This is a genomic window from Streptomyces sp. NPDC048196 (assembly GCF_040652715.1).
Taxonomy (GTDB): domain Bacteria; phylum Actinomycetota; class Actinomycetes; order Streptomycetales; family Streptomycetaceae; genus Streptomyces; species Streptomyces siderophoricus.
The window spans coordinates 36728-56386 of the sequence record NZ_JBEZMM010000020.1; the positions used below are offsets into that span (position 1 = coordinate 36728).

16 protein-coding genes are annotated in these 19659 nt (G+C 70.5%); 5 read left to right on the plus strand and 11 right to left on the minus strand.

What is annotated here, in order from left to right:
- Nucleotides 1–191 precede the first annotated feature (191 nt).
- Genes tkt through pgl form a run of 5 tightly spaced genes read left to right on the plus strand, consistent with a single transcriptional unit; the run spans nt 192 to nt 6843 of the window.
- A complete protein-coding gene (gene tkt / locus AB0E02_RS20655) occupies nt 192–2294 on the plus strand; it encodes a transketolase (protein WP_362141374.1) in 2103 nt (700 codons plus the stop codon).
- 34 nt (nt 2295–2328) lie between these two features.
- Nucleotides 2329–3447, plus strand: coding sequence for a transaldolase (gene tal, locus AB0E02_RS20660; RefSeq protein WP_362141376.1), 1119 nt, complete (start codon nt 2329–2331; stop codon nt 3445–3447).
- Nucleotides 3448–3452: 5 nt separating this feature from the next.
- On the plus strand, nt 3453–4985 hold the full coding sequence (gene zwf / locus AB0E02_RS20665; RefSeq protein WP_362141377.1) for a glucose-6-phosphate dehydrogenase: 1533 nt from the start codon (nt 3453–3455) through the stop codon (nt 4983–4985).
- Nucleotides 4982–6064, plus strand: coding sequence for a glucose-6-phosphate dehydrogenase assembly protein OpcA (gene opcA, locus AB0E02_RS20670; protein WP_362141379.1), 1083 nt, complete (start codon nt 4982–4984; stop codon nt 6062–6064). Before zwf ends, opcA begins: the two co-directional genes overlap by 4 nt.
- On the plus strand, nt 6061–6843 hold the full coding sequence (gene pgl / locus AB0E02_RS20675) for a 6-phosphogluconolactonase (protein ID WP_030411888.1): 783 nt from the start codon (nt 6061–6063) through the stop codon (nt 6841–6843). The genes opcA and pgl overlap by 4 nt, the downstream gene beginning before the upstream one ends.
- A gap of 181 nt (nt 6844–7024) precedes the next feature.
- Here pgl and pgi read toward each other — a convergent pair whose 3' ends face one another.
- The 11 genes from pgi to uvrC form a co-directional block, all read right to left on the minus strand.
- Nucleotides 7025–8677: a glucose-6-phosphate isomerase gene (gene pgi / locus AB0E02_RS20680; RefSeq protein ID WP_362141497.1), complete on the minus strand. Its 1653-nt coding sequence runs from the start codon at nt 8675–8677 to the stop codon at nt 7025–7027.
- A 57-nt stretch (nt 8678–8734) separates the two neighbouring features.
- Nucleotides 8735–10039 (minus strand): MFS transporter, encoded by a 1305-nt coding sequence (locus AB0E02_RS20685; RefSeq protein WP_362141382.1) that lies wholly within the window; start codon nt 10037–10039, stop codon nt 8735–8737.
- A gap of 249 nt (nt 10040–10288) precedes the next feature.
- A complete protein-coding gene (locus AB0E02_RS20690) occupies nt 10289–10624 on the minus strand; it encodes an RNA polymerase-binding protein RbpA (protein ID WP_016578660.1) in 336 nt (111 codons plus the stop codon).
- Nucleotides 10625–10777: 153 nt separating this feature from the next.
- Complete coding sequence (gene secG, locus AB0E02_RS20695; protein ID WP_030411885.1) at nt 10778–11014, minus strand: preprotein translocase subunit SecG; 237 nt, start codon at nt 11012–11014, stop codon at nt 10778–10780.
- Between the two features lie 157 nt (nt 11015–11171).
- Nucleotides 11172–11948 (minus strand): triose-phosphate isomerase, encoded by a 777-nt coding sequence (gene tpiA, locus AB0E02_RS20700; protein WP_362141385.1) that lies wholly within the window; start codon nt 11946–11948, stop codon nt 11172–11174.
- A gap of 6 nt (nt 11949–11954) precedes the next feature.
- On the minus strand, nt 11955–13157 hold the full coding sequence (locus AB0E02_RS20705) for a phosphoglycerate kinase (protein ID WP_362141387.1): 1203 nt from the start codon (nt 13155–13157) through the stop codon (nt 11955–11957).
- Nucleotides 13158–13270: 113 nt separating this feature from the next.
- Nucleotides 13271–14275 carry a type I glyceraldehyde-3-phosphate dehydrogenase gene (gap, locus tag AB0E02_RS20710; protein ID WP_362141389.1) on the minus strand — a complete coding sequence of 335 codons (1005 nt, stop codon included), beginning with the start codon at nt 14273–14275 and terminating at the stop codon, nt 13271–13273.
- Between the two features lie 230 nt (nt 14276–14505).
- Nucleotides 14506–15495 carry a DNA-binding protein WhiA gene (whiA, locus tag AB0E02_RS20715; protein WP_018091880.1) on the minus strand — a complete coding sequence of 330 codons (990 nt, stop codon included), beginning with the start codon at nt 15493–15495 and terminating at the stop codon, nt 14506–14508.
- Complete coding sequence (yvcK, locus tag AB0E02_RS20720) at nt 15486–16547, minus strand: uridine diphosphate-N-acetylglucosamine-binding protein YvcK (protein WP_362141392.1); 1062 nt, start codon at nt 16545–16547, stop codon at nt 15486–15488. Before yvcK ends, whiA begins: the two co-directional genes overlap by 10 nt.
- A complete protein-coding gene (gene rapZ, locus AB0E02_RS20725; protein WP_362141394.1) occupies nt 16544–17497 on the minus strand; it encodes an RNase adapter RapZ in 954 nt (317 codons plus the stop codon). The genes yvcK and rapZ overlap by 4 nt, the downstream gene beginning before the upstream one ends.
- Nucleotides 17494–19602: an excinuclease ABC subunit UvrC gene (gene uvrC, locus AB0E02_RS20730; protein ID WP_362141396.1), complete on the minus strand. Its 2109-nt coding sequence runs from the start codon at nt 19600–19602 to the stop codon at nt 17494–17496. The genes rapZ and uvrC overlap by 4 nt, the downstream gene beginning before the upstream one ends.
- Nucleotides 19603–19659: the final 57 nt, after the last annotated feature.

The following is a 19659-nucleotide window of genomic DNA, read 5'->3' on the forward strand; positions in this document are numbered from 1 at the left end:
CCGGGAATGTCCGGCCCGGTGATCCGGTTGCCCGAAGCGACGAACCTCCGTGACGCCACGCAGCGACTGAGCACCGAAAACACCGAATGAGCGTCGAAAAGACGCCCGCACTTGCGGGGGTAGGCTCGACACCGCCTGGCGGACATACCCGTCCGTGGCATTCGACATGTGGAGAGGAGCCCTGACTCAGGGTGAGCACCAAGCCGACCACCACAGAATTCGAGTGGACCGAACTGGACCAGCGGGCAGTGGACACCGTCCGGGTCCTGGCCATGGACTCCGTGCAGAAGGTCGGTAACGGCCATCCGGGTACGGCCATGAGTCTGGCGCCCGCCGCCTATGTGCTGTTCCAGAAGCTCATGCGGCACGACCCTGCGGACGCCGACTGGACCGGCCGTGACCGGTTCGTCCTCTCCGCGGGCCACTCCAGCCTGACGCTCTACATCCAGCTCTTCCTGGCCGGCTACGGCCTGGAGCTGGACGACCTCAAGGCCTTCCGCACCTGGGGCTCGAAGACCCCCGGCCACCCGGAGTACGGCCACACCACCGGCGTGGAGACCACCACCGGCCCGCTGGGCCAGGGCGTCGCCAACGCGGTCGGCATGGCCATGGCGGCCCGCTACGAGCGCGGCCTGTTCGACCCGGAAGCGGCGCAGGGCTCCTCGCCGTTCGACCACTACATCTACGCGATCGCCGGCGACGGCTGCCTCCAGGAGGGCATCTCCGCCGAGGCGTCCTCGCTGGCCGGCCACCAGAAGCTCGGCAACCTCATCATGCTGTGGGACGACAACCACATCTCGATCGAGGGCGACACCGAGACCGCCATCTCCGAAGACACCGTGAAGCGGTACGAGGCCTACGGCTGGCACGTACAGCGCGTGGAGCCCAAGGAGAACGGCGACCTCGACCCCGAGGGCCTGTTCCGCGCCATCGAGGCCGCGAAGGCCGTGACCGACAGGCCGTCGTTCATCGCGATGCGCTCGATCATCGCCTGGCCGGCCCCCCACGCCCAGAACACCGAGGCCGCGCACGGCTCGGCGCTGGGCGAGGAGGAGGTCGCGGCCACCAAGCGCGTGCTGGGCTTCGACCCGGAGAAGCACTTCGAGGTCACCGACGAGGTGCTCGCGCACACCCGCGGCGCCCTCGACCGCGGCCGGGACGCCAAGAAGGAGTGGGAGAAGTCCTTCGCCGCCTGGCGCACCGCCAGCCCGGAGCGCGCCGCGGACTTCGACCGGATCGCCGCCACCGAGCTGCCCGAGGGCTGGGAGGACCACCTCCCCGTCTTCGAGACCGGCAAGCCGGTCGCCACCCGCGCCGCGTCCGGCAAGGTGCTGCACGCGCTGGGTGCGGTCATCCCCGAGCTGTGGGGCGGCTCCGCGGACCTCGCGGGCTCCAACAACACCACGATCGACAAGACGTCGTCGTTCCTGCCCGAGGGCAACCCGCTGCCGGAGGCCGACCCGTACGGCCGCACCATCCACTTCGGCATCCGCGAGCACTCCATGGCCGCGGAGATGAACGGCATCGCGCTGCACGGCAACACCCGCATCTACGGCGGCACCTTCCTGGTGTTCTCCGACTACATGCGCAACGCCGTCCGGCTGTCGGCCCTGATGCACCTGCCGGTGACGTACGTGTGGACGCACGACTCCATCGGTCTGGGTGAGGACGGCCCGACCCACCAGCCGGTCGAGCACCTGGCCTCGCTGCGCGCCATCCCGGGCCTGAACATCGTGCGCCCGGCCGACGCCAACGAGACCGCCCTCGCCTGGCGCGAGATCCTCAAGCGCTACACCAAGAAGTTCGGCGTGGGCGCCCCGCACGGCCTCGCGCTGACCCGCCAGGGCGTCCCGACGTACCCGGCCAACGAGGACACCGCCAAGGGCGGTTACGTCCTCTTCGAGGCGCAGGGCCCGCAGGGAGAGGTCGCCGAGCCCCAGGTCGTGCTGATCGGCACCGGCTCCGAGGTGCAGCTCGCCGTCGAGGCGCGCGAGCAGCTGCAGGCCGCGGGCGTCCCGACCCGCGTGGTGTCGATGCCGTGCGTCGAGTGGTTCGAGCAGCAGGACCGGGAGTACCGCGACAGCGTGCTGCCGCCGTCGGTCAAGGCGCGGGTCGCCGTCGAGGCGGGCATCGGCCTGACCTGGCACCGCTTCGTGGGCGACGCCGGACGCATCGTGTCGCTGGAGCACTTCGGCGCCTCGGCCGACGGCAAGGTCCTCTTCCGCGAGTTCGGCTTCACCGCCGACGCGGTCGCCGCCGCCGCCCGGGAATCGCTCGAAGCCGCCGCGCGCTGACGCACGTACACGACGAGTAGGAGATGCAGAACCCATGACAGACGCACTCAAGCGCCTCTCCGACGAAGGCGTCGCGATCTGGCTGGACGACCTGTCGCGCAAGCGCATCACGTCCGGCAACCTCGCCGAGCTGATCGACCAGCAGCACGTCGTCGGCGTCACGACCAACCCGTCGATCTTCCAGAAGGCGATCTCCTCGGGCGACGGCTACCAGCAGCAGGTCGCCGACCTCGCCGCCCGTAAGGTCACCGTCGAGGAAGCCATCCGCATGATCACGACGGCGGACGTCCGGGACGCCGCCGACGTCCTGCGGCCGGTCTTCGACGCCACCGGCGGGCAGGACGGCCGGGTCTCCATCGAGGTGGACCCGCGCCTGGCCCACCACACCGCGGCGACCATCGCCGAGGCCAAGCAGCTGGCGTGGCTGGTGGACCGCCCGAACACGCTGATCAAGATCCCGGCCACCAAGGCGGGCCTGCCGGCGATCACCGAGGTCATCGGCCTGGGCATCAGCGTCAACGTCACGCTGATCTTCTCGCTGGAGCGCTACCGCGAGGTCATGGACGCCTACCTCGCGGGCCTGGAGAAGGCCAAGGCCGCGGGCCTGGACCTGTCCCTGATCCGTTCGGTGGCCTCGTTCTTCGTGTCCCGCGTGGACACCGAGATCGACAAGCGCCTGGACAAGAACGGCACCGACGAGGCCAAGGCCCTCAAGGGCAAGGCCGCGCTGGCCAACGCCCGGCTGGCCTACCAGGCGTACGAGGAGGTCTTCTCCTCCGACCGCTGGGCCGCCCTGGACAAGGCCGGCGCCAACAAGCAGCGTCCGCTGTGGGCCTCGACCGGCGTCAAGGACCCGGCCTACAAGGACACGCTGTACGTGGACGAGCTGGTCGCCCCGGGCACGGTCAACACCATGCCGGAGGCCACCCTGGAGGCCACCGCGGCGCGCGGCGAGATCACCGGCAACACCATCGCCGGCACCTACGAGGCGGCGCAGGCCGACCTCGACGCGATCGGCGCGCTCGGCATCGCGTACGACGATGTCGTGCAGCTCCTGGAGGACGAGGGCGTGGAGAAGTTCGAGGCCTCCTGGAACGACCTGCTCAAGTCGACCGAGGCGGAGCTCAAGCGCCTCGCTCCCTCGGAGGGCTGATCCCCTTGACCGCTGTTCATGGAGCGAACCCGCTTCGTGACGCCGCGGACCGACGGCTCCCGCGCATCGCGGGGCCGTCGGGCCTGGTCATCTTCGGCGTCACGGGCGATTTGTCCCGGAAAAAGCTGATGCCCGCCGTCTATGACCTGGCGAACCGCGGCCTGCTTCCGCCCGGCTTCTCCCTCGTCGGCTTCGCCCGCAGGGAGTGGGAGAACGAGGACTTCGCGCAGGAGGTGTACCAGGCGGTCAAGGAACACGCCCGTACGCCGTTCCGTGAGGAGGTCTGGCAGCAGCTGGTGCAGGGCTGCCGCTTCGTCCAGGGCAACTTCGACGACGACGAGGCGTTCGAGACCCTCAAGGACACCATCAACGAGCTCGACAAGGCCCAGGGCACCGGCGGCAACTTCGCCTTCTACCTGTCCGTGCCGCCGAAGTTCTTCCCCAAGGTCGTCCAGCAGCTCAAGAAGCACGGACTGGCCGACCAGAAGGAGGACTCCTGGCGCCGCGCGGTCATCGAGAAGCCGTTCGGGCACAACCTCGAAAGCGCCCAGGAGCTCAACCGGATCGTCCACGAGGTCTTCCCGCCCAACGAGGTCTTCCGGATCGACCACTACCTGGGCAAGGAGACCGTCCAGAACATCCTGGCGCTGCGCTTCGCCAACACGATGTTCGAGCCGCTGTGGAACCGCAGCTACGTCGACCACGTCCAGATCACGATGGCCGAGGACATCGGCATCGGCGGCCGGGCCGGCTACTACGACGGCATCGGCGCGGCCCGTGACGTCATCCAGAACCACCTCCTCCAGCTGCTCGCCCTGACCGCCATGGAGGAGCCCGCCTCCTTCGAGGCCGACGCCCTGGTCGCGGAGAAGACCAAGGTGCTCGGCGCGGTCCGGCTGCCCAAGGACCTGGGCAAGGAGACGGTGCGCGCGCAGTACGCGGCGGGCTGGCAGGGCGGCGAGAAGGCCGTCGGCTACCTCCAGGAAGACGGCATCGACCCGAAGTCGAAGACCGACACCTACGCGGCGATAAAGCTGTCGATCGACAACCGCCGCTGGGCGGGCGTCCCGTTCTACCTGCGCACCGGCAAGCGGCTGGGCCGCCGGGTCACCGAGATCGCGGTGGTCTTCCAGCGCGCCCCGCACTCCCCCTTCGACCACACCGCCACCGAGGAACTCGGCCAGAACGCCCTGGTCATCCGCGTCCAGCCGGACGAGGGCGTGACCGTGCGGTTCGGCTCCAAGGTGCCCGGCACGTCGATGGAGGTCCGGGACGTCTCGATGGACTTCGCCTACGGCGAGTCCTTCACCGAGTCCAGCCCCGAGGCGTACGAGCGCCTGATCCTCGACGTCCTCCTGGGCGACGCCAACCTCTTCCCGCGACTGGAGGAGGTCGAGCAGTCCTGGCGCATCCTCGACCCGATCGAGGAGTACTGGGACAAGCACGGCAAGCCCGCGCAGTACCCGGCGGGCACCTGGGGCCCGACCGAGGCGGACGAAATGCTCGCACGAGACGGACGGAGCTGGCGTCGGCCATGAAGATCGATCTGACGGAAACCACGGCCAGCAAGATCAACAAAGCGCTGGTGGAGGGCCGTCGCGCCGTCGGCACCCCCGCCATCGGCATGGTGCTCACGCTCGTCATCGTCACCGACGAGGAGAACGCCTACGACGCCCTCAAGGCCGCCAACGAGGCGTCCCGGGAGCACCCCTCGCGCACCCTGGTCGTCATCAAGCGGGTCAGCCGGTCGCCCCGCGACCGCGCCAAGGCCCGCCTGGACGCGGAGGTGCGGGTCGGCACCGAGGCCGGCACCGGCGAGACGGTCGTGCTGCGGCTCTATGGCGAGGCCATCGACCACGCCCAGTCCGTGGTGCTGCCGCTGCTGCTGCCGGACGCCCCGGTGGTGGTCTGGTGGGCGGTCAACGCCCCGCTGGACCCGGCCAAGGACCCGCTGGGCGCGCTCGCCCAGCGCCGGGTGACCGACGCCTACGCCTGTGAGCGCCCGGTGCAGGAGCTCTCCGCGCGCGCAGAAACGTACACGCCGGGCGACACCGACCTGGCCTGGACCCGGATCACGCCCTGGCGCTCCATGCTGGCGGCGGCGCTCGACCAGGGCCCGTGCACGGTCACCTCCGCCGAGGTCGAGGGCGAGGAGTTCAACCCCAGCTGCGAGCTGCTCGCCATGTGGCTCGCCAGCCGGCTGAACGTCCCGGTCTCCCGCAAGGTCTCGGGCGGCCCGGGCCTCACGGCGGTGCGCATGCAGTCCAGCGGCGGCCCCATCGTGCTCGACCGCCCCGAGGCCTCGCTGGCCACGCTCTCCATGCCCGGCCAGCCGGACCGCTCGGTGGCGCTCAAGCGCCGGGAGACCGCGGAACTGCTCGCCGAGGAGCTCCGCCGGCTCGACCCGGACGACATCTACGCCGCCGCCCTGAAGTTCGGCGTGGAACGCCTCGGCGACGGCAGCGGCGACCAGCCGGCCGGCAGCGGCAACGGGGGCCCGGCGGACACCAAGGGCACCACGGCCGAGGGCGAACCGGCGGCGTCCGCCGACGGCAACCCGGCCAAGGCCGCGTCCTCGGGGAAGAAGGCGTCCGCCAAGAAGGCGGCCACCAAGTGAGTGCTCCCGAAGTCGTCGTCCACCGCGACAAGGAGCTGATGGCGAAGGCGGCGGCGGCCCGGCTGATCACGAAGATCGTGGACGCCCAGGCCGCCCGCGGCTCCGCCGCCATCGTGCTGACCGGCGGGCGCAACGGCAACGGGCTGCTCGCGGCCCTCGCCGAGGCGCCCGCCCGGGACGCCGTGGACTGGTCCCGGCTCGACCTGTGGTGGGGCGACGAGCGCTTCCTGCCCGCGGGCGACCCGGAGCGCAACGACACCCAGGCCCGCGCGGCGCTGCTCGACAGCGTCCCGCTCGACCCGGCCCGGGTGCACCCGATGCCCGCCGCGGACGGCCCGTACGGCAACGATCCCGATGCCGCCGCCGAGGCGTACGCCGCCGAACTCGCCGCCGCAGCAGGCCCGGAGGACCACGGCCCGGTCCCGTCCTTCGACGTGCTGCTGCTCGGCGTCGGCCCGGACACCCACGTCGCGTCGCTCTTCCCCGAGCTCCCCGGCGTACGGGAGACCGAGCGCACGGTGGTCGGGGTGCACGGCGCGCCCAAGCCGCCGCCCACCCGGATCTCGCTGACCCTGCCCGCGATCCGCGCGGCACGGCAGGTCTGGTTGCTGGCGGCCGGCGAGGACAAGGCCAACGCGGCGGCCATCGCGCTCTCCGGCGCGGGCGAGGTCCAGGCCCCGGCGGCCGGCGCACGCGGTCGCAGCCGCACGCTCTGGCTCCTCGACGAGCCGGCCGCGGCCCAACTGCCGCGCAGCCTCTACCCCCCGGCGTCGGCCTGAGCCGGCGGCCTTCGCGGCCGGCCGGCCGTCCTTTGTGCCCTGCGGGCCCCGTCCTCCTTGAGGGCGGGGCCCGTGGCGTGTCTGCGGATCGCACCGGCGTGTGCAGCCGCGAGGGGCCGCGACGAAGGTGTCGTCGCGGCCCCTCGGTCAGGCTTCGCCGGGGTGGTGGGGTGTCGGGGGGTCAGCGGCCGCGGAGGGCACGGTACTTGGCGACCAGGGCGGTGGTCGACGGGTCGAGGCCGGGTACGTCGGCGCCCTCGGTGAGGGCTGGTTCGACGCGCTTGGCGAGGACCTTGCCGAGTTCGACGCCCCACTGGTCGAAGGAGTCGATGTTCCAGACCGCACCCTGGACGAAGACCTTGTGCTCGTACAGCGCGATCAACTGGCCGAGTACGGACGGGCTGAGTTCCTTGGCGAGGATCGTGGTGGTGGGGCGGTTGCCCTGGAAGGTCTTGTGCGTGACCAGTTCCTCGGCCACGCCCTCGGCGCGCACCTCGTCGGGCGTCTTGCCGAAGGCCAGCGCCTGGCCCTGGGCGAAGAGATTGGCCATCAGCAGGTCGTGCTGGGCGACCAGGCCGGGCTGCAGGTCGGCGACGGGTTCGGCGAAGCCGATGAGGTCGGCCGGGATCATCTTCGTGCCCTGGTGAAGCAGCTGGTAGTAGGCGTGCTGGCCGTTCGTGCCGGGCGTGCCCCAGACGACCAGGCCGGTCTGCCAGTTGACCCGGTGGCCCTCGCGGTCCACCGACTTGCCGTTGGACTCCATGTCCAGCTGCTGGAGGTAGGCGGTGAACTTGGAGAGGTAGTGGCTGTAGGGCAGTACCGCGTGCGACTGGGCGTCCCAGAAGTTGCCGTACCAGATGCCGAGGAGGCCCAGCAGGAACGCGGCGTTCTCCTGCGGCGGGGCGCAGCGGAAGTGCTCGTCGACGAGGTGGAAGCCGGCCAGCATCTCGCGGAAGTGTTCCTTGCCGACGGCGATCATCAGCGAGAGGCCGATCGCGGAGTCGTAGGAGTAGCGGCCGCCGACCCAGTCCCAGAACTCGAACATGTTGTCCGGGTTGATCCCGAACTCGGTCACCTTCTCGGTGTTGGTGGAGAGGGCGACGAAGTGCTTGGCGACGGCTGACTCGTCGGCCCTGAGACCGGTCAGCAGCCAGTTGCGGGCCGAGGTGGCGTTGGTGATCGTCTCGATGGTGGTGAAGGTCTTCGAGGCGATGATGAAGAGCGTCTCGGCCGGGTCGAGGTCGCGGACGGCCTCGTGCAGGTCCGCGCCGTCCACGTTGGAGACGAAGCGGAACTGCATGTCCCGGTGGGTGTAGGCGCGCAGCGCCTCGTAGGCCATGGCGGGGCCGAGGTCCGAGCCGCCGATGCCGATGTTGACGACGGTCTTGATGCGCTTGCCGGTGTGGCCCTTCCAGTCGCCGGAGCGGACCCGGTCGGAGAAGGTGCCCATCTTCGTCAGGACGTGCTGGACGGCGGGCACGACGTCGGAGCCGTCGCTCTTGATGACCGCGGAGCCGGGTGCGCGCAGCGCGGTGTGGAGCACGGACCGCTGCTCGGTGACGTTGATCTTGTCGCCGCGGAGCATCGCGTCGCGCAGTTCGGCCACTCCGGTCGCCGCGGCCAGGTCGCCGAGCAGCCGCAGCGTTTCGTCGGTGACCAGGTGCTTGGAGTAGTCCAGGTACAGGTCGCCGACCTGGAGGGTGTAGCGGTCGGCGCGCGCGGGGTCGCGCTCGAACAGCTCGCGGAGGTGTACCTCCCCCAGCTGTTCGCGGTGCTTGCTCAGCGCGGTCCACTCAGGCATCTGGTCGAGCCTGCTGCGGCCTTGTGGGTTCATCTCGGACATCAGCCTTCTTCATCTCGTACCGGCCCCGCCATCTCCCAACCTAATTGATCAGGGCGCGGTATGAGGTATCTGTCCGCTGTCGGTCGGTGCGCTGTCCAGCATCTGACGAACCGGTGGACGGGCGGGGAGGAGTGCCAGGGTGGCGAGGCCCAGCAGGCCGGCGGCGAGGAGGGCGGGACTGTCGGGGCCGTACGCCGTGGCGGCTGCGCCCCCGAGCAGTCCGCCGAGGGGTGCGGTGCCGATGGACATCGTCCGGAACGCGGCGCTGATGCGGCCGAGCAGGGCGGCCGGGGCGCGCTGTTGGACGACGGTGGCCTCAAGGACGGTGGCCACCGTGCCGGCGAAGCCGAACAGGCCGAGGAGCACCGCCGCGGCGCTGATCTCGGGCACTGTCCCGAATCCCACCAGGAGCAGGGTCTGCAGCACTCCGGTGAGGAGCGCGGCGCGGAGCGGACTGCCGGTCACGGCGATGATGCGGGCCGCGCAGAGGCCGCCCAGCACCGTTCCGATGCCGTATCCGGTCGTGATGACGGCGTAGCCGGTGTTCCCGGCGCCCAGACCGTCCTTGACGACCACCACCAGGGTGGCGATGAGCGCACCCATGCCGGTGTTGGCCAGCGCCACCGACAGACAGAACGCCCGCAGGACCCGGTCGCGCCACAACTCCCGTATGCCCTCGGTGAGGTCGCGGCGCAGAGTGCGGCCGGTGACGGCCGGCGGGCGGGCCGGTGGCGGGGTGCGCAGGGAGGCGACGAGGCCGGCCGCGAGGAGGTACGTCAGGGCGTCGGCCAGGAAGGGGAGCGCGGCGCCGAGCGCGATGAGCGCCGGGGCGAGCGGTCCGCCGAGGAACCGGTGGGCGACCTCCTGGCCGGTCAGCAGACGGGCGTTGGCGCTGGTCAGTGACCCCGGGGGCACGAGCGCGGGCAGCAGGGCCGTGGCTGCGTTGTCGAACAGCGTCTGGAGGGTGGTGAGCGCGAAGGCCAGCGCGAGCAGCAGTCCGATGTCCGCCCGGCCGGAGGCCACGGCCAGCGCGAAGCCGGCCATCAGCAGTCCGCGGGCCACGTCGACCGTCCACATGGCCCGGCGCTGGTCCATGCGGTCCGCGACCGCGCCGCCGAGCAGTCCGAAGAGCAGCCAGGGCAGGAAGCCACAGACGGTGACCAAGGAGATCAGCAGCGGGGAGTCGGTGAGGGAGTACGCCAGCAGCGGCAGGGCCGTGCCGCGCAGGGCGTCGCCGAAGCGGGAGACGGCGGCCGCGGTCCACAGCCGGCCGAAGCCCCCGCGCCAGGTGAGCGGCCCGGCAGCGCCCGCCGCCCGGTCCGCCGTACGCGGCGCCTTGTCCGTATCCGTCATGTCGCCCCCCGTGCTGTCACCCGTTGTCCTGCGCGCCCGCGCGTACGCGGACACGGACCCTCCACGCGGCACGCTCCGCAGCTGGATGACTACGGAACGTCCACACAAGGAAACAGTACGGCCGACCACTGACAGCGGGCCTCGGGAACCTTCCCCATCCGCTGCCTCAGACGGCGGCGGGCCCCGCACACACGGCCGGCCCGGCCGGAGGGGGTTCCCTCCGGCCGGGCCGGCCGTGTGTCCGTTCCGTCAGATCTCGCCGCGGAGCTTGGCGAGCGCCTCCGCGAGGATCGCCTCGCCGTCGGCGTCACTGCGGCGCTCACGGACGTAGGCGAGGTGGGTCTTGTAGGGCTCGGTGCGCGGCGGGTCCGGCGGGCTGTCCCGGTCCTTGCCTGCCGGGAAACCACAGCGCGGGCAGTCCCAAGTGTCCGGAACCTGCGCATCGCCGGCGAAGCTGGGCTGCGTCTCGTGCCCGTTGGAGCACCAGAAGGAGATGCGGATGCGCGGCGCGGACTCGCCGCGCTCGGCCTCCCCCATCGGCCCCGCCCCGACCCGACTTCCTCGGATCGCGTTGCCACTTGCCACGGTCGTTACTCCCTGCGTAATGGTGCTGCAAAGCCTTCACATCAGCTGCGCTGCGGAACGCCACAGTCTACGTAAGGCCCAACGCGCGTCCAGTGAGCGGAGTTACCGTCCCGGGACGCCGCCCTCATGATAGGCCGCGCCCCCGACGGTATGTCAGCTGCCGAGCTTCATGAGGACGCCGAGGACGACAATGCAGGCGAACCACAGCAGACCGATCACGATGGTGATGCGGTCCAGGTTGCGCTCGGCGACCGAGGAGCCGCCGACCGAGGACTGCATGCCGCCGCCGAACATGTCGGACAGACCGCCGCCCTTCCCCTTGTGCATGAGCACCAGCATCATCAGCAGCAGGCTGAAGACGATGAGGGCGATCGAGAATCCGATGACCACGGCTGGACCAACTCTCTAGGACTGACGGACGGACGTAGGGATCACGATACGTGGAACATATGGTGCGGGGCCGGGGCGGCGCTGGTGCACCGGTCCCGGCCCCGACAGGGTACGACGAGGGCTCGCCCTCGTCATAGCTGCTGGTGTTGCGCGGCTGCTACTGGTCGCGGAAGCGGACGATCTTGACGAATTCGTCGGCGTCCAGTGCCGCGCCGCCGACCAGGGCGCCGTCGACGTCCGGCTGCGCCATGATCGCGGCGACGTTGCCGGACTTGACCGAGCCGCCGTACTGGATGCGGACCTTGTCGGCCAGATCCTGACTGTAGAGCTCGGCCAGGCGGCCACGGATCGCCGCGCAGACCTCCTGGGCGTCCTCGGGGGTCGCGACCTCGCCGGTGCCGATGGCCCACACCGGCTCGTAGGCGATCACGATCGTCTCGGCCTGTTCGGCCGGGATGTCCGCGAGGCCGCCGTCGACCTGGGCGAGGGTGTGCGCGACGTGGTTGCCGGCCTTGCGGACGTCCAGGCCCTCGCCGACGCAGAGGATCGGGGTGATCCCGTGCTTGAAGGCGGCCTTGACCTTGGCGTTGCAGATCTCTTCGTTCTCGCCGTGGTACTGGCGGCGCTCGCTGTGACCGACGGCCACGTACGCGCACTTGAGCTTGGCGAGCATCGCGCCGGAGATCTCACCGGTGTACGCGCCGGAGTCGTGCGCGGAGAGGTCCTGCGCGCCGTACTTGATCTTGAGCTTGTCGCCGTCGACCAGCGTCTGCACCGAGCGGAGGTCGGTGAAGGGCGGCAGGACGGCGACCTCTACGGCGTCGAAGTCCTTGTCGGTGAGGGCGAAGGCGAGCTTCTGGACGTGGGCGATGGCCTCAAGGTGGTTGAGGTTCATCTTCCAGTTGCCCGCCATCAGCGGGGTGCGGTCACTCACGGTTTTTCAGTCCTCCAGAGCGGCGAGGCCGGGGAGCGTCTTGCCTTCGAGGTATTCGAGGCTGGCGCCGCCACCGGTCGAGATGTGGCCGAATGCCTTCTCGTCGAAGCCCAGCAGGCGGACCGCGGCGGCGCTGTCGCCACCGCCGACCACGGTGAAGGCATCGCTGTCGACGAGCGCCTGGGCGATGGCACGGGTGCCATCGGCGTAGTCCGGGTGCTCGAAGACACCGAGCGGACCGTTCCAGAAGACGGTCGCGGCGTCGGCCAGCTTGGAAGCGTACAGCTCGCGGGTCTTCGGGCCGATGTCCAGGCCCTCCTTGTCGGAGGGGATCTTGTCGGCGTCGAGGGTGTCGAAGGTGGCCGGGGCCTTCGTCTTCAGGTCCGGGAACTCGGTGGAGGCGAGGACGTCGACCGGCAGGACCAGCTCGACGCCGTTCTTCTCGGCGCGCTCCATGTATTCCGTGACGGTCGGGATCTGGTCCTCCTGGAGGAGGGAGATGCCGACCTCGTAGCCCTTGGCCTTGAGGAAGGTGTACGCCATGCCGCCGCCGATCAGGAGGCGGTCGGCCTTGCCGAGAAGCTCGTCGATGACGGCGAGCTTGTCGGAGACCTTGGCGCCGCCGAGCACGACGACGTAGGGGCGCTTGACGTCCTCGGTGAGCTTCTTCAGGACGCCGACCTCGGTGGCGATGAGGTCGCCGGCGGCGTGCGGCAGACGCCGCGGCAGGTCGTAGACGGAGGCGTGCTTGCGGTGCACGGCGCCGAAGCCGTCGCCGACGTAGAGGTCGGCGAGGGCGGCGAGCTGGCCCGCGAAGGCGCCGCGCTCGGCGTCGTCCTTGCTGGTCTCGCCGGGGTTGAAGCGGAGGTTCTCCAGCACGGCCACCTGGCCGTCGGCGAGGCCCGCGGTGACGGCGGCGGCGGATTCGCCGACGGTGTCGGTCGCGAACGCCACACTCTGGCCGAGGAGTTCACCGAGCCGCTGGGCGGCGGGGCCCAGGGAGAAGGCCGGGTCCGGGGCGCCCTTGGGGCGGCCCAGGTGGGAGGCGACGATCACCTTGGCGCCGCGCTCGGCGAGCTTGGCGATCGTCGGGGCGACGGCGCGGATCCGGCCGTCGTCGGTGATGGTGGTGCCGTCCAGCGGGACATTCAGGTCGGCACGGACAAAAACCCGCTGTCCTGCTACCTGGAGGTCGTCGATCGTCTTCATGGGAAGTGCTCCGTCGCTTGATTCGGTCGCAGCACGGGGCTCGTACGACGCTTCGTCGCGCCGTACGAGCCCCGTCCTTCACACCTCGGTGCCTGGGGTATCAGGCAGAGATATCAGAGCTGGCCGCCGACGAAGGTGGTCAGGTCCACCAGGCGGTTGGAGTAGCCCCACTCGTTGTCGTACCAGCCGACGACCTTGACCTGCTTGCCCTGCGCCATCGTCAGGGAGGAGTCGAAGGTGCAGGAGGCCGGGAAGTTGACGATGTCCGAGGAGACGATCGGGTCCTCGGTGTACTCCAGGATGCCCTTGAGCTGGCCCTCGGCGGCCTTCTGGAACGCGGAGTTGATCTCGTCCTTGCTGACCTCGCGGTCGAGCTCCAGGACGAGGTCGGTGACCGAGCCGGTGGGGACCGGGACGCGCATGGCGATGCCGTCCAGCTTGCCCTTGAGCTGCGGGAGGACCAGCGCGGTGGCCTTGGCGGCACCCGTGGAGGTCGGGATGATGTTCTCCGCGGCGGCACGGGCGCGGCGCAGGTCCTTGTGCGGGAAGTCCAGGATGCGCTGGTCGTTGGTGTACGCGTGGACCGTGGTCATCAGGCCCTTGACGATGCCGAAGTTCTCGTCGAGGACCTTCGCCATCGGCGCCACACAGTTGGTGGTGCACGAGGCGTTGGAGATGACGTGGTGGTTGGCGGCGTCGTACTTGTCGTTGTTGACGCCCATCACGATCGTGATGTCCTCGTCCTTGGCAGGCGCGGAGATCAGGACCTTCTTGGCGCCGGCGGCGAGGTGCTTCGCGGCGTCCTCGCGCTTGGTGAAGATGCCGGTCGACTCGACGACGATGTCGGCGCCGAGCTCGGCCCAGGGGAGGTTGGCCGGGTCGCGCTCGGCCATCGTCTTGAAGGTCTGGTTGCCGACCGTGATGGTGTCGTCGGTGTGGCTGACGTCCTGCTTGAGGCGACCCAGGATGGTGTCGTACTTGAGCAGGTGGACCAGGGTGGCGTTGTCGGTCAGGTCGTTGACACCGACGATCTCGATGTCCGCACCCTGCTCCAGGAGCGCGCGGAAGTAGTTGCGACCAATGCGGCCGAATCCGTTGATGCCTACGCGGATCGTCACGAACCGATCTCCTCGTTGGTACGCCGGCAAGACACCGGCGAGCTGTATGGGCTGTCCCCGACCGCCTCCGACCCTACCCCCTATACGAGACGTACGTGACATTGACAAAACGCGCTCGTTGCTTCTCAGATGAGCGTTTTTCGTCGGAGGCCGCACAGGCAAACCGCCCCCGGTGCGCTCGTGGCACCGGGGGCGGATGTGACGGGGTGAGGAGGGCGGGGAGGGCCGGGTCAGCCGACCATGCCCTCGGCGAGTTCCTCGGTGAGGTTGGATTCGGTGCCGGGGATGCCGAGGTCCTGGGCACGCTTGTCGGCCATCGCCAGCAGGCGGCGGATCCGGCCGGCGACCGCGTCCTTGGTGAGCGGCGGGTCGGCGAGGGCGCCGAGCTCCTCCAGGGACGCCTGCTTGTGTTCCATGCGCAGCCGGCCGGCCGCGGCGAGGTGCTCGGGGACCTCCTCGCCGAGGATCTCCAGTGCGCGCTGCACCCGGGCGCCGGCGGCGACCGCGGCCCGCGCCGAGCGGCGGAGGTTGGCGTCGTCGAAGTTGGCGAGGCGGTTGGCGGTGGCCCGGACCTCGCGGCGCATCCGCCGCTCCTCCCAGGCGAGCACCGACTCGTGGGCGCCGAGCCGGGTCAGCAGCGCGCCGATCGCGTCACCGTCACGGACGACGACGCGGTCCACACCGCGGACCTCGCGGGCCTTGGCGCCGATGCCGAGGCGGCGGGCCGCGCCGACCAGGGCGAGCGCCGCCTCGGGGCCGGGGCAGGTGACCTCCAGGGAGGAGGAGCGGCCGGGCTCGGTGAGCGAGCCGTGGGCGAGGAAGGCGCCGCGCCAGGCGGCCTCGGCGTCGCAGGTGGCGCCGGAGACGACCTGCGGGGGCAGCCCACGGATGGGCCGGCCGCGGCCGTCGACCAGGCCGGTCTGGCGGGCCAGCTGGTCGCCGCCGGCCACCACGCGTACGACGTAGCGGCTGCCGCGCCGCAGTCCGCCGGGAGCCATCACCACCAGGTCGGAGCTGTGCCCGAAGATCTCCAGGATGTCCTTGCGGAGCCGGCGGGCGGCGATGCCCGTGTCCAGCTCGGCCTCGATCACAATGCGTCCGCTGACCAGGTGCAGACCTCCCGCGAACCGCAGGATCGACGAGACCTCCGACTTCCGGCAGCAGGTCCGGGTGACGGGGAGCCGGGAGATCTCATCCTTCACCGCAGCCGTCATCGCCATGGGCCGATCCTTCCATGCATCCGAAAAATACGGTCGTACGCGGCGGCCAGCAGCTCCGGGTCGTGCCGGTCGGGGGCTCCCCCGGCGGTCGACCGGGCGTCGTCTCCTTGCGCCGCAACCGCCGCCAGCTCGACCTCGCTGCCGACGAGCTGCTTGGCGGCAACCGTCAGACCATCGATGTCGGGCACGGCGGCCTTGTCGGCCAGCACCACGTCGAAGGCGAGTTTAGGGGCGTGTCGGGCCAAAACCTCCAAATGACGCTGCGGGGAGAAGCCATCGGTTTCGCCCGGCTGCGGTGCGAGGTTGAGGGAGAGCACCTTGCGGGCCTTGGTCTCCTCCAGGGCCAGGCGCAGCTGTGGCACCAGCAGATGGGGGATCACGGAGGAGAACCAGGATCCGGGGCCGAGAACCACCCAGTCGGCGTCACGCACCGCGGCGACCGCCTCGGGGACGGCCGGCGGGTCCTCGGGGACGACGTGGACGGACTGCACCTCGCCGCGGGTGAGGGCGACGGTGGCCTGGCCGCGGACCGTGGAGATGTCGTCGGGGTGGTCCGGGTCGTGGCCCCTGACCTGGGCCTGGAGCTCCAGGGGGACGGCCGACATGGGCAGGACCCGGCCGTGCGCGCCGAGCAGCTTGCCGACCAGGTCGAGCGCCTGGACGTGGTCGCCGAGCTGCTCCCACAGGGCGACGATGAGGAGGTTGCCGACGGCGTGGTCGTGCAGCTCGCCCTCGCTCTGGAAGCGGTGCTGGATCACCCGGGACCAGGTCTGACCCCAGTCGTCGTCGCCGCACAGCGCGGCCAGCGCCTTGCGCAGGTCACCCGGCGGCAGCACGCCGAGCTCGTCGCGGAGCCGGCCGCTGGAGCCGCCGTCGTCGGCGACCGTGACGACGGCCGTGAGGTCACCGGTGATGCGGCGCAGCGCGGCGAGGGAGGCGGACAGGCCCATGCCGCCGCCGAGCGCCACCACCTTGGGGGTGGCGCCCTTCGTCGCACGGCCGCTGGGGACGAATCGGCGGACCCGGCGCAGCCGTGGTGTGCGGCCGGTCACTCGCGCCCCATGTCGCGGTGGACGACGACGGTTTCCACTCCCTCGGAGACCAGCCTCCGGGCGAGCTTCTCGGACATCGCGACGCTGCGGTGCTTGCCGCCGGTGCAGCCCACGGCGATGGTCACATAGCGCTTGCCCTCGCGGCGGTAGCCCTCGGCGACGATCCGCAGCAGCTCGGCGTAGCCGTCCAGGAACTCCTTGGAGCCGGGCTGGCTGAAGACGTAGTGGGAGACCTCGTCGTTGAGGCCGGTGAAGGGGCGCAGCTCGGGGACCCAGTGCGGGTTGGGGATGAAGCGGCAGTCGATGACCATGTCGGCGTCGACGGGCAGGCCGTACTTGAAGCCGAAGGACATGACCGTGGCGCGGAGCTCGGGGACCTCTTCGCCGGCGAACTGGGCGTCCATCTTGGCGCGGAGCTCGTGGACGTTGAGGCTGGAGGTGTCGATGACCAGGTCGGCGTCGCCGCGCAGCTCGCGCAGCAGGTCGCGTTCGGCGGCGATCCCGTCGACGATGCGGCCGTCGCCCTGGAGGGGGTGCGGGCGGCGCACGGACTCGAAGCGGCGCACCAGGGCCTCGTCGGAGGATTCCAGGAAGACGATGCGGCGCTTGACGTTCTGCGCGTCGAGGGTGGCCAGGGACTCCTTGAGGTTGGCGAAGAAGCGGCGGCCGCGGACGTCGACGACGACGGCGATGCGGGCGACGTTGCCCTGGGAGCGGGCGCCGAGCTCGACCATCGGGGGGATCAGCTCGGGCGGGATGTTGTCGACGACGAACCAGCCGAGGTCCTCCAGGCACTTGGCGGCGGTGCTGCGGCCGGCCCCGGACATCCCGGAGATGATCACCAGCTCGGGGATCGCGGCGCTCTCGCCCTGGTCGGACTCGCGCATCGTGCCCGTACTCACCTGTGCACCGTCTCTCTCGGTTTCCTGCGTCTCGTGCTCTGTGCTCATGGTTCCTGCCCCCGTTCTGCCGACAACGCGGCCGGTGGGGCCCCGTCATCCTCAATGATCTCTCCTGTGGCGGTGTTCACCGCGGGAGCGGTCGGTGCCGCTCCGGCCAGCGCCGCGGCGACCGTCTCGGCGGTCTTGCGGCCGACCCCCGGGACCGCGCAGATCTCGTCGATCGTCGCGGCCCGCAGCTTCTTCAACGAGCCGAAGTGCTTGAGCAGTGCGTGGCGGCGGGTGTCGCCGAGGCCGGGCACGGCGTCGAGCGGTGAGGCCTTCAGCCGCTTGGTCCGCTTGCTGCGCTGGTAGGTGATCGCGAAGCGGTGTGCCTCGTCGCGGACGCGCTGGAGGAGGTAGAGGCCCTCGCTGCTGCGCGGCAGGACGACCGGGTCGTCCTCGCCGGGCAGCCAGACCTCCTCCAGGCGCTTGGCCAGGCCGCAGACGGCGACGTCGTCGATGCCGAGCTCGTCCATGGCCCGGCGGGCGGCCGCGACCTGCGGGGCGCCGCCGTCGACGACGACGAGCTGGGGAGGGTAGGCGAACCGCTTGGGGCGGCCGTCGTCGTCGAGCGGACCGTCGGTGGCGGGGGCGGTGTCCTCGGCGATGTCCCTGGCGGTGACCTCCGGAGCTTCGGTGGCCTCGGGTGCTTCGAGGGCTTCGGGGGTTTCGCCGTCCGGCTGCCCGGGCTCCTCGGTCCACTCCCCCGACTTCTGCTTCTCCTGGAGATAGCGCCGGAAGCGGCGGCCGATGACCTCGTGCATGGACCGGACGTCGTCCTGCCCCGCGAATCCTTTGATCTGGAAGCGGCGGTATTCGCTCTTCCGGGCCAGGCCGTCCTCGAAGACCACCATGGAGGCGACCACGTCCTCGCCCTGGAGGTGGGAGATGTCGAAGCACTCGATGCGCAACGGGACCGAGTCCAGGCCGAGGGCCTCGGCGATCTCCTCCAGGGCGCGGGAGCGGGTGGTCAGGTCGGAGGCGCGCTTGGTCTTGTGCAGGGCGAGGGCCTGCTGGGCGTTGCGGCCGACCGTGGCCATCAGGTCCTTCTTGTCGCCGCGCTGCGGGATGCGCAGGGAGACCTGGGAGCCGCGGCGCTGGGTGAGCCACTGGGCGACCGGTTCGACGGGGTCGGGCAGGGCGGGGACCAGTACCTCCTTGGGCACGGCGTCGCCCTGTTCGTCGCCGTAGAGCTGCTGGAGGGCGTGTTCGACGAGGTCGCCGGTGGTGACCGCCTCGACCTTGTCGGTGACCCAGCCGCGCTGGCCGCGGACCCGGCCGCCGCGGACGTGGAAGATCTGGACGGCGGCTTCGAGTTCGTCCTCGGCGACGGCGATCAGGTCGGCGTCGGTGGCGTCGGCGAGGACGACGGCGCTCTTCTCCATGGCCCGCTTGAGGGCGCCTATGTCGTCGCGGAGCCGGGCGGCGCGTTCGTACTCCATCTCCTCGGCGGCGTCCTGCATCTGCCGTTCCAGCCGGCGGATGTAGGCGCCGGTGCGGCCGGCCATGAAGTCGCAGAACTCCTCGGCGAGTTCGCGGTGGTCGGCTTCGGAGATCCGGCCGACGCAGGGGGCGGAGCACTTGCCGATGTAGCCGAGCAGGCAGGGGCGGCCGATCTGGGCGGAGCGCTTGAAGACGCCTGCGGAGCAGGTGCGGACGGGGAAGACCCGCAGCATCAGGTCGACGGTCTCGCGGATGGCCCAGGCGTGGGCGTACGGACCGAAGTAGCGCACGCCCTTCTTCTTGGCGCCGCGCATGACCTGGGCGCGGGGGAAGTCCTCGTTGAGGGTGACCGCGAGGTACGGATAGCTCTTGTCGTCGCGGTATTTGACGTTGAAGCGGGGGTCGAACTCCTTGATCCAGCTGTATTCGAGCTGGAGCGCCTCGACCTCGGTGGAGACGACGGTCCATTCCACCGAGGCGGCGGTGGTGACCATCGTGCGGGTGCGCGGGTGGAGCCCGGCCAGGTCCTGGAAGTAGTTGGCCAGGCGCTGGCGTAGGCTCTTGGCCTTGCCGACGTAGATGACCCGGCCGTGCTCGTCGCGGAATTTGTAGACCCCCGGCGAGTCGGGGATCTGTCCCGGCTTGGGTCGGTAGCTGCTGGGGTCTGCCATGAACCCCACCCTACTGACCGCCACCGACAATCACGGTGTCCGGACCGCGGCCGGGGT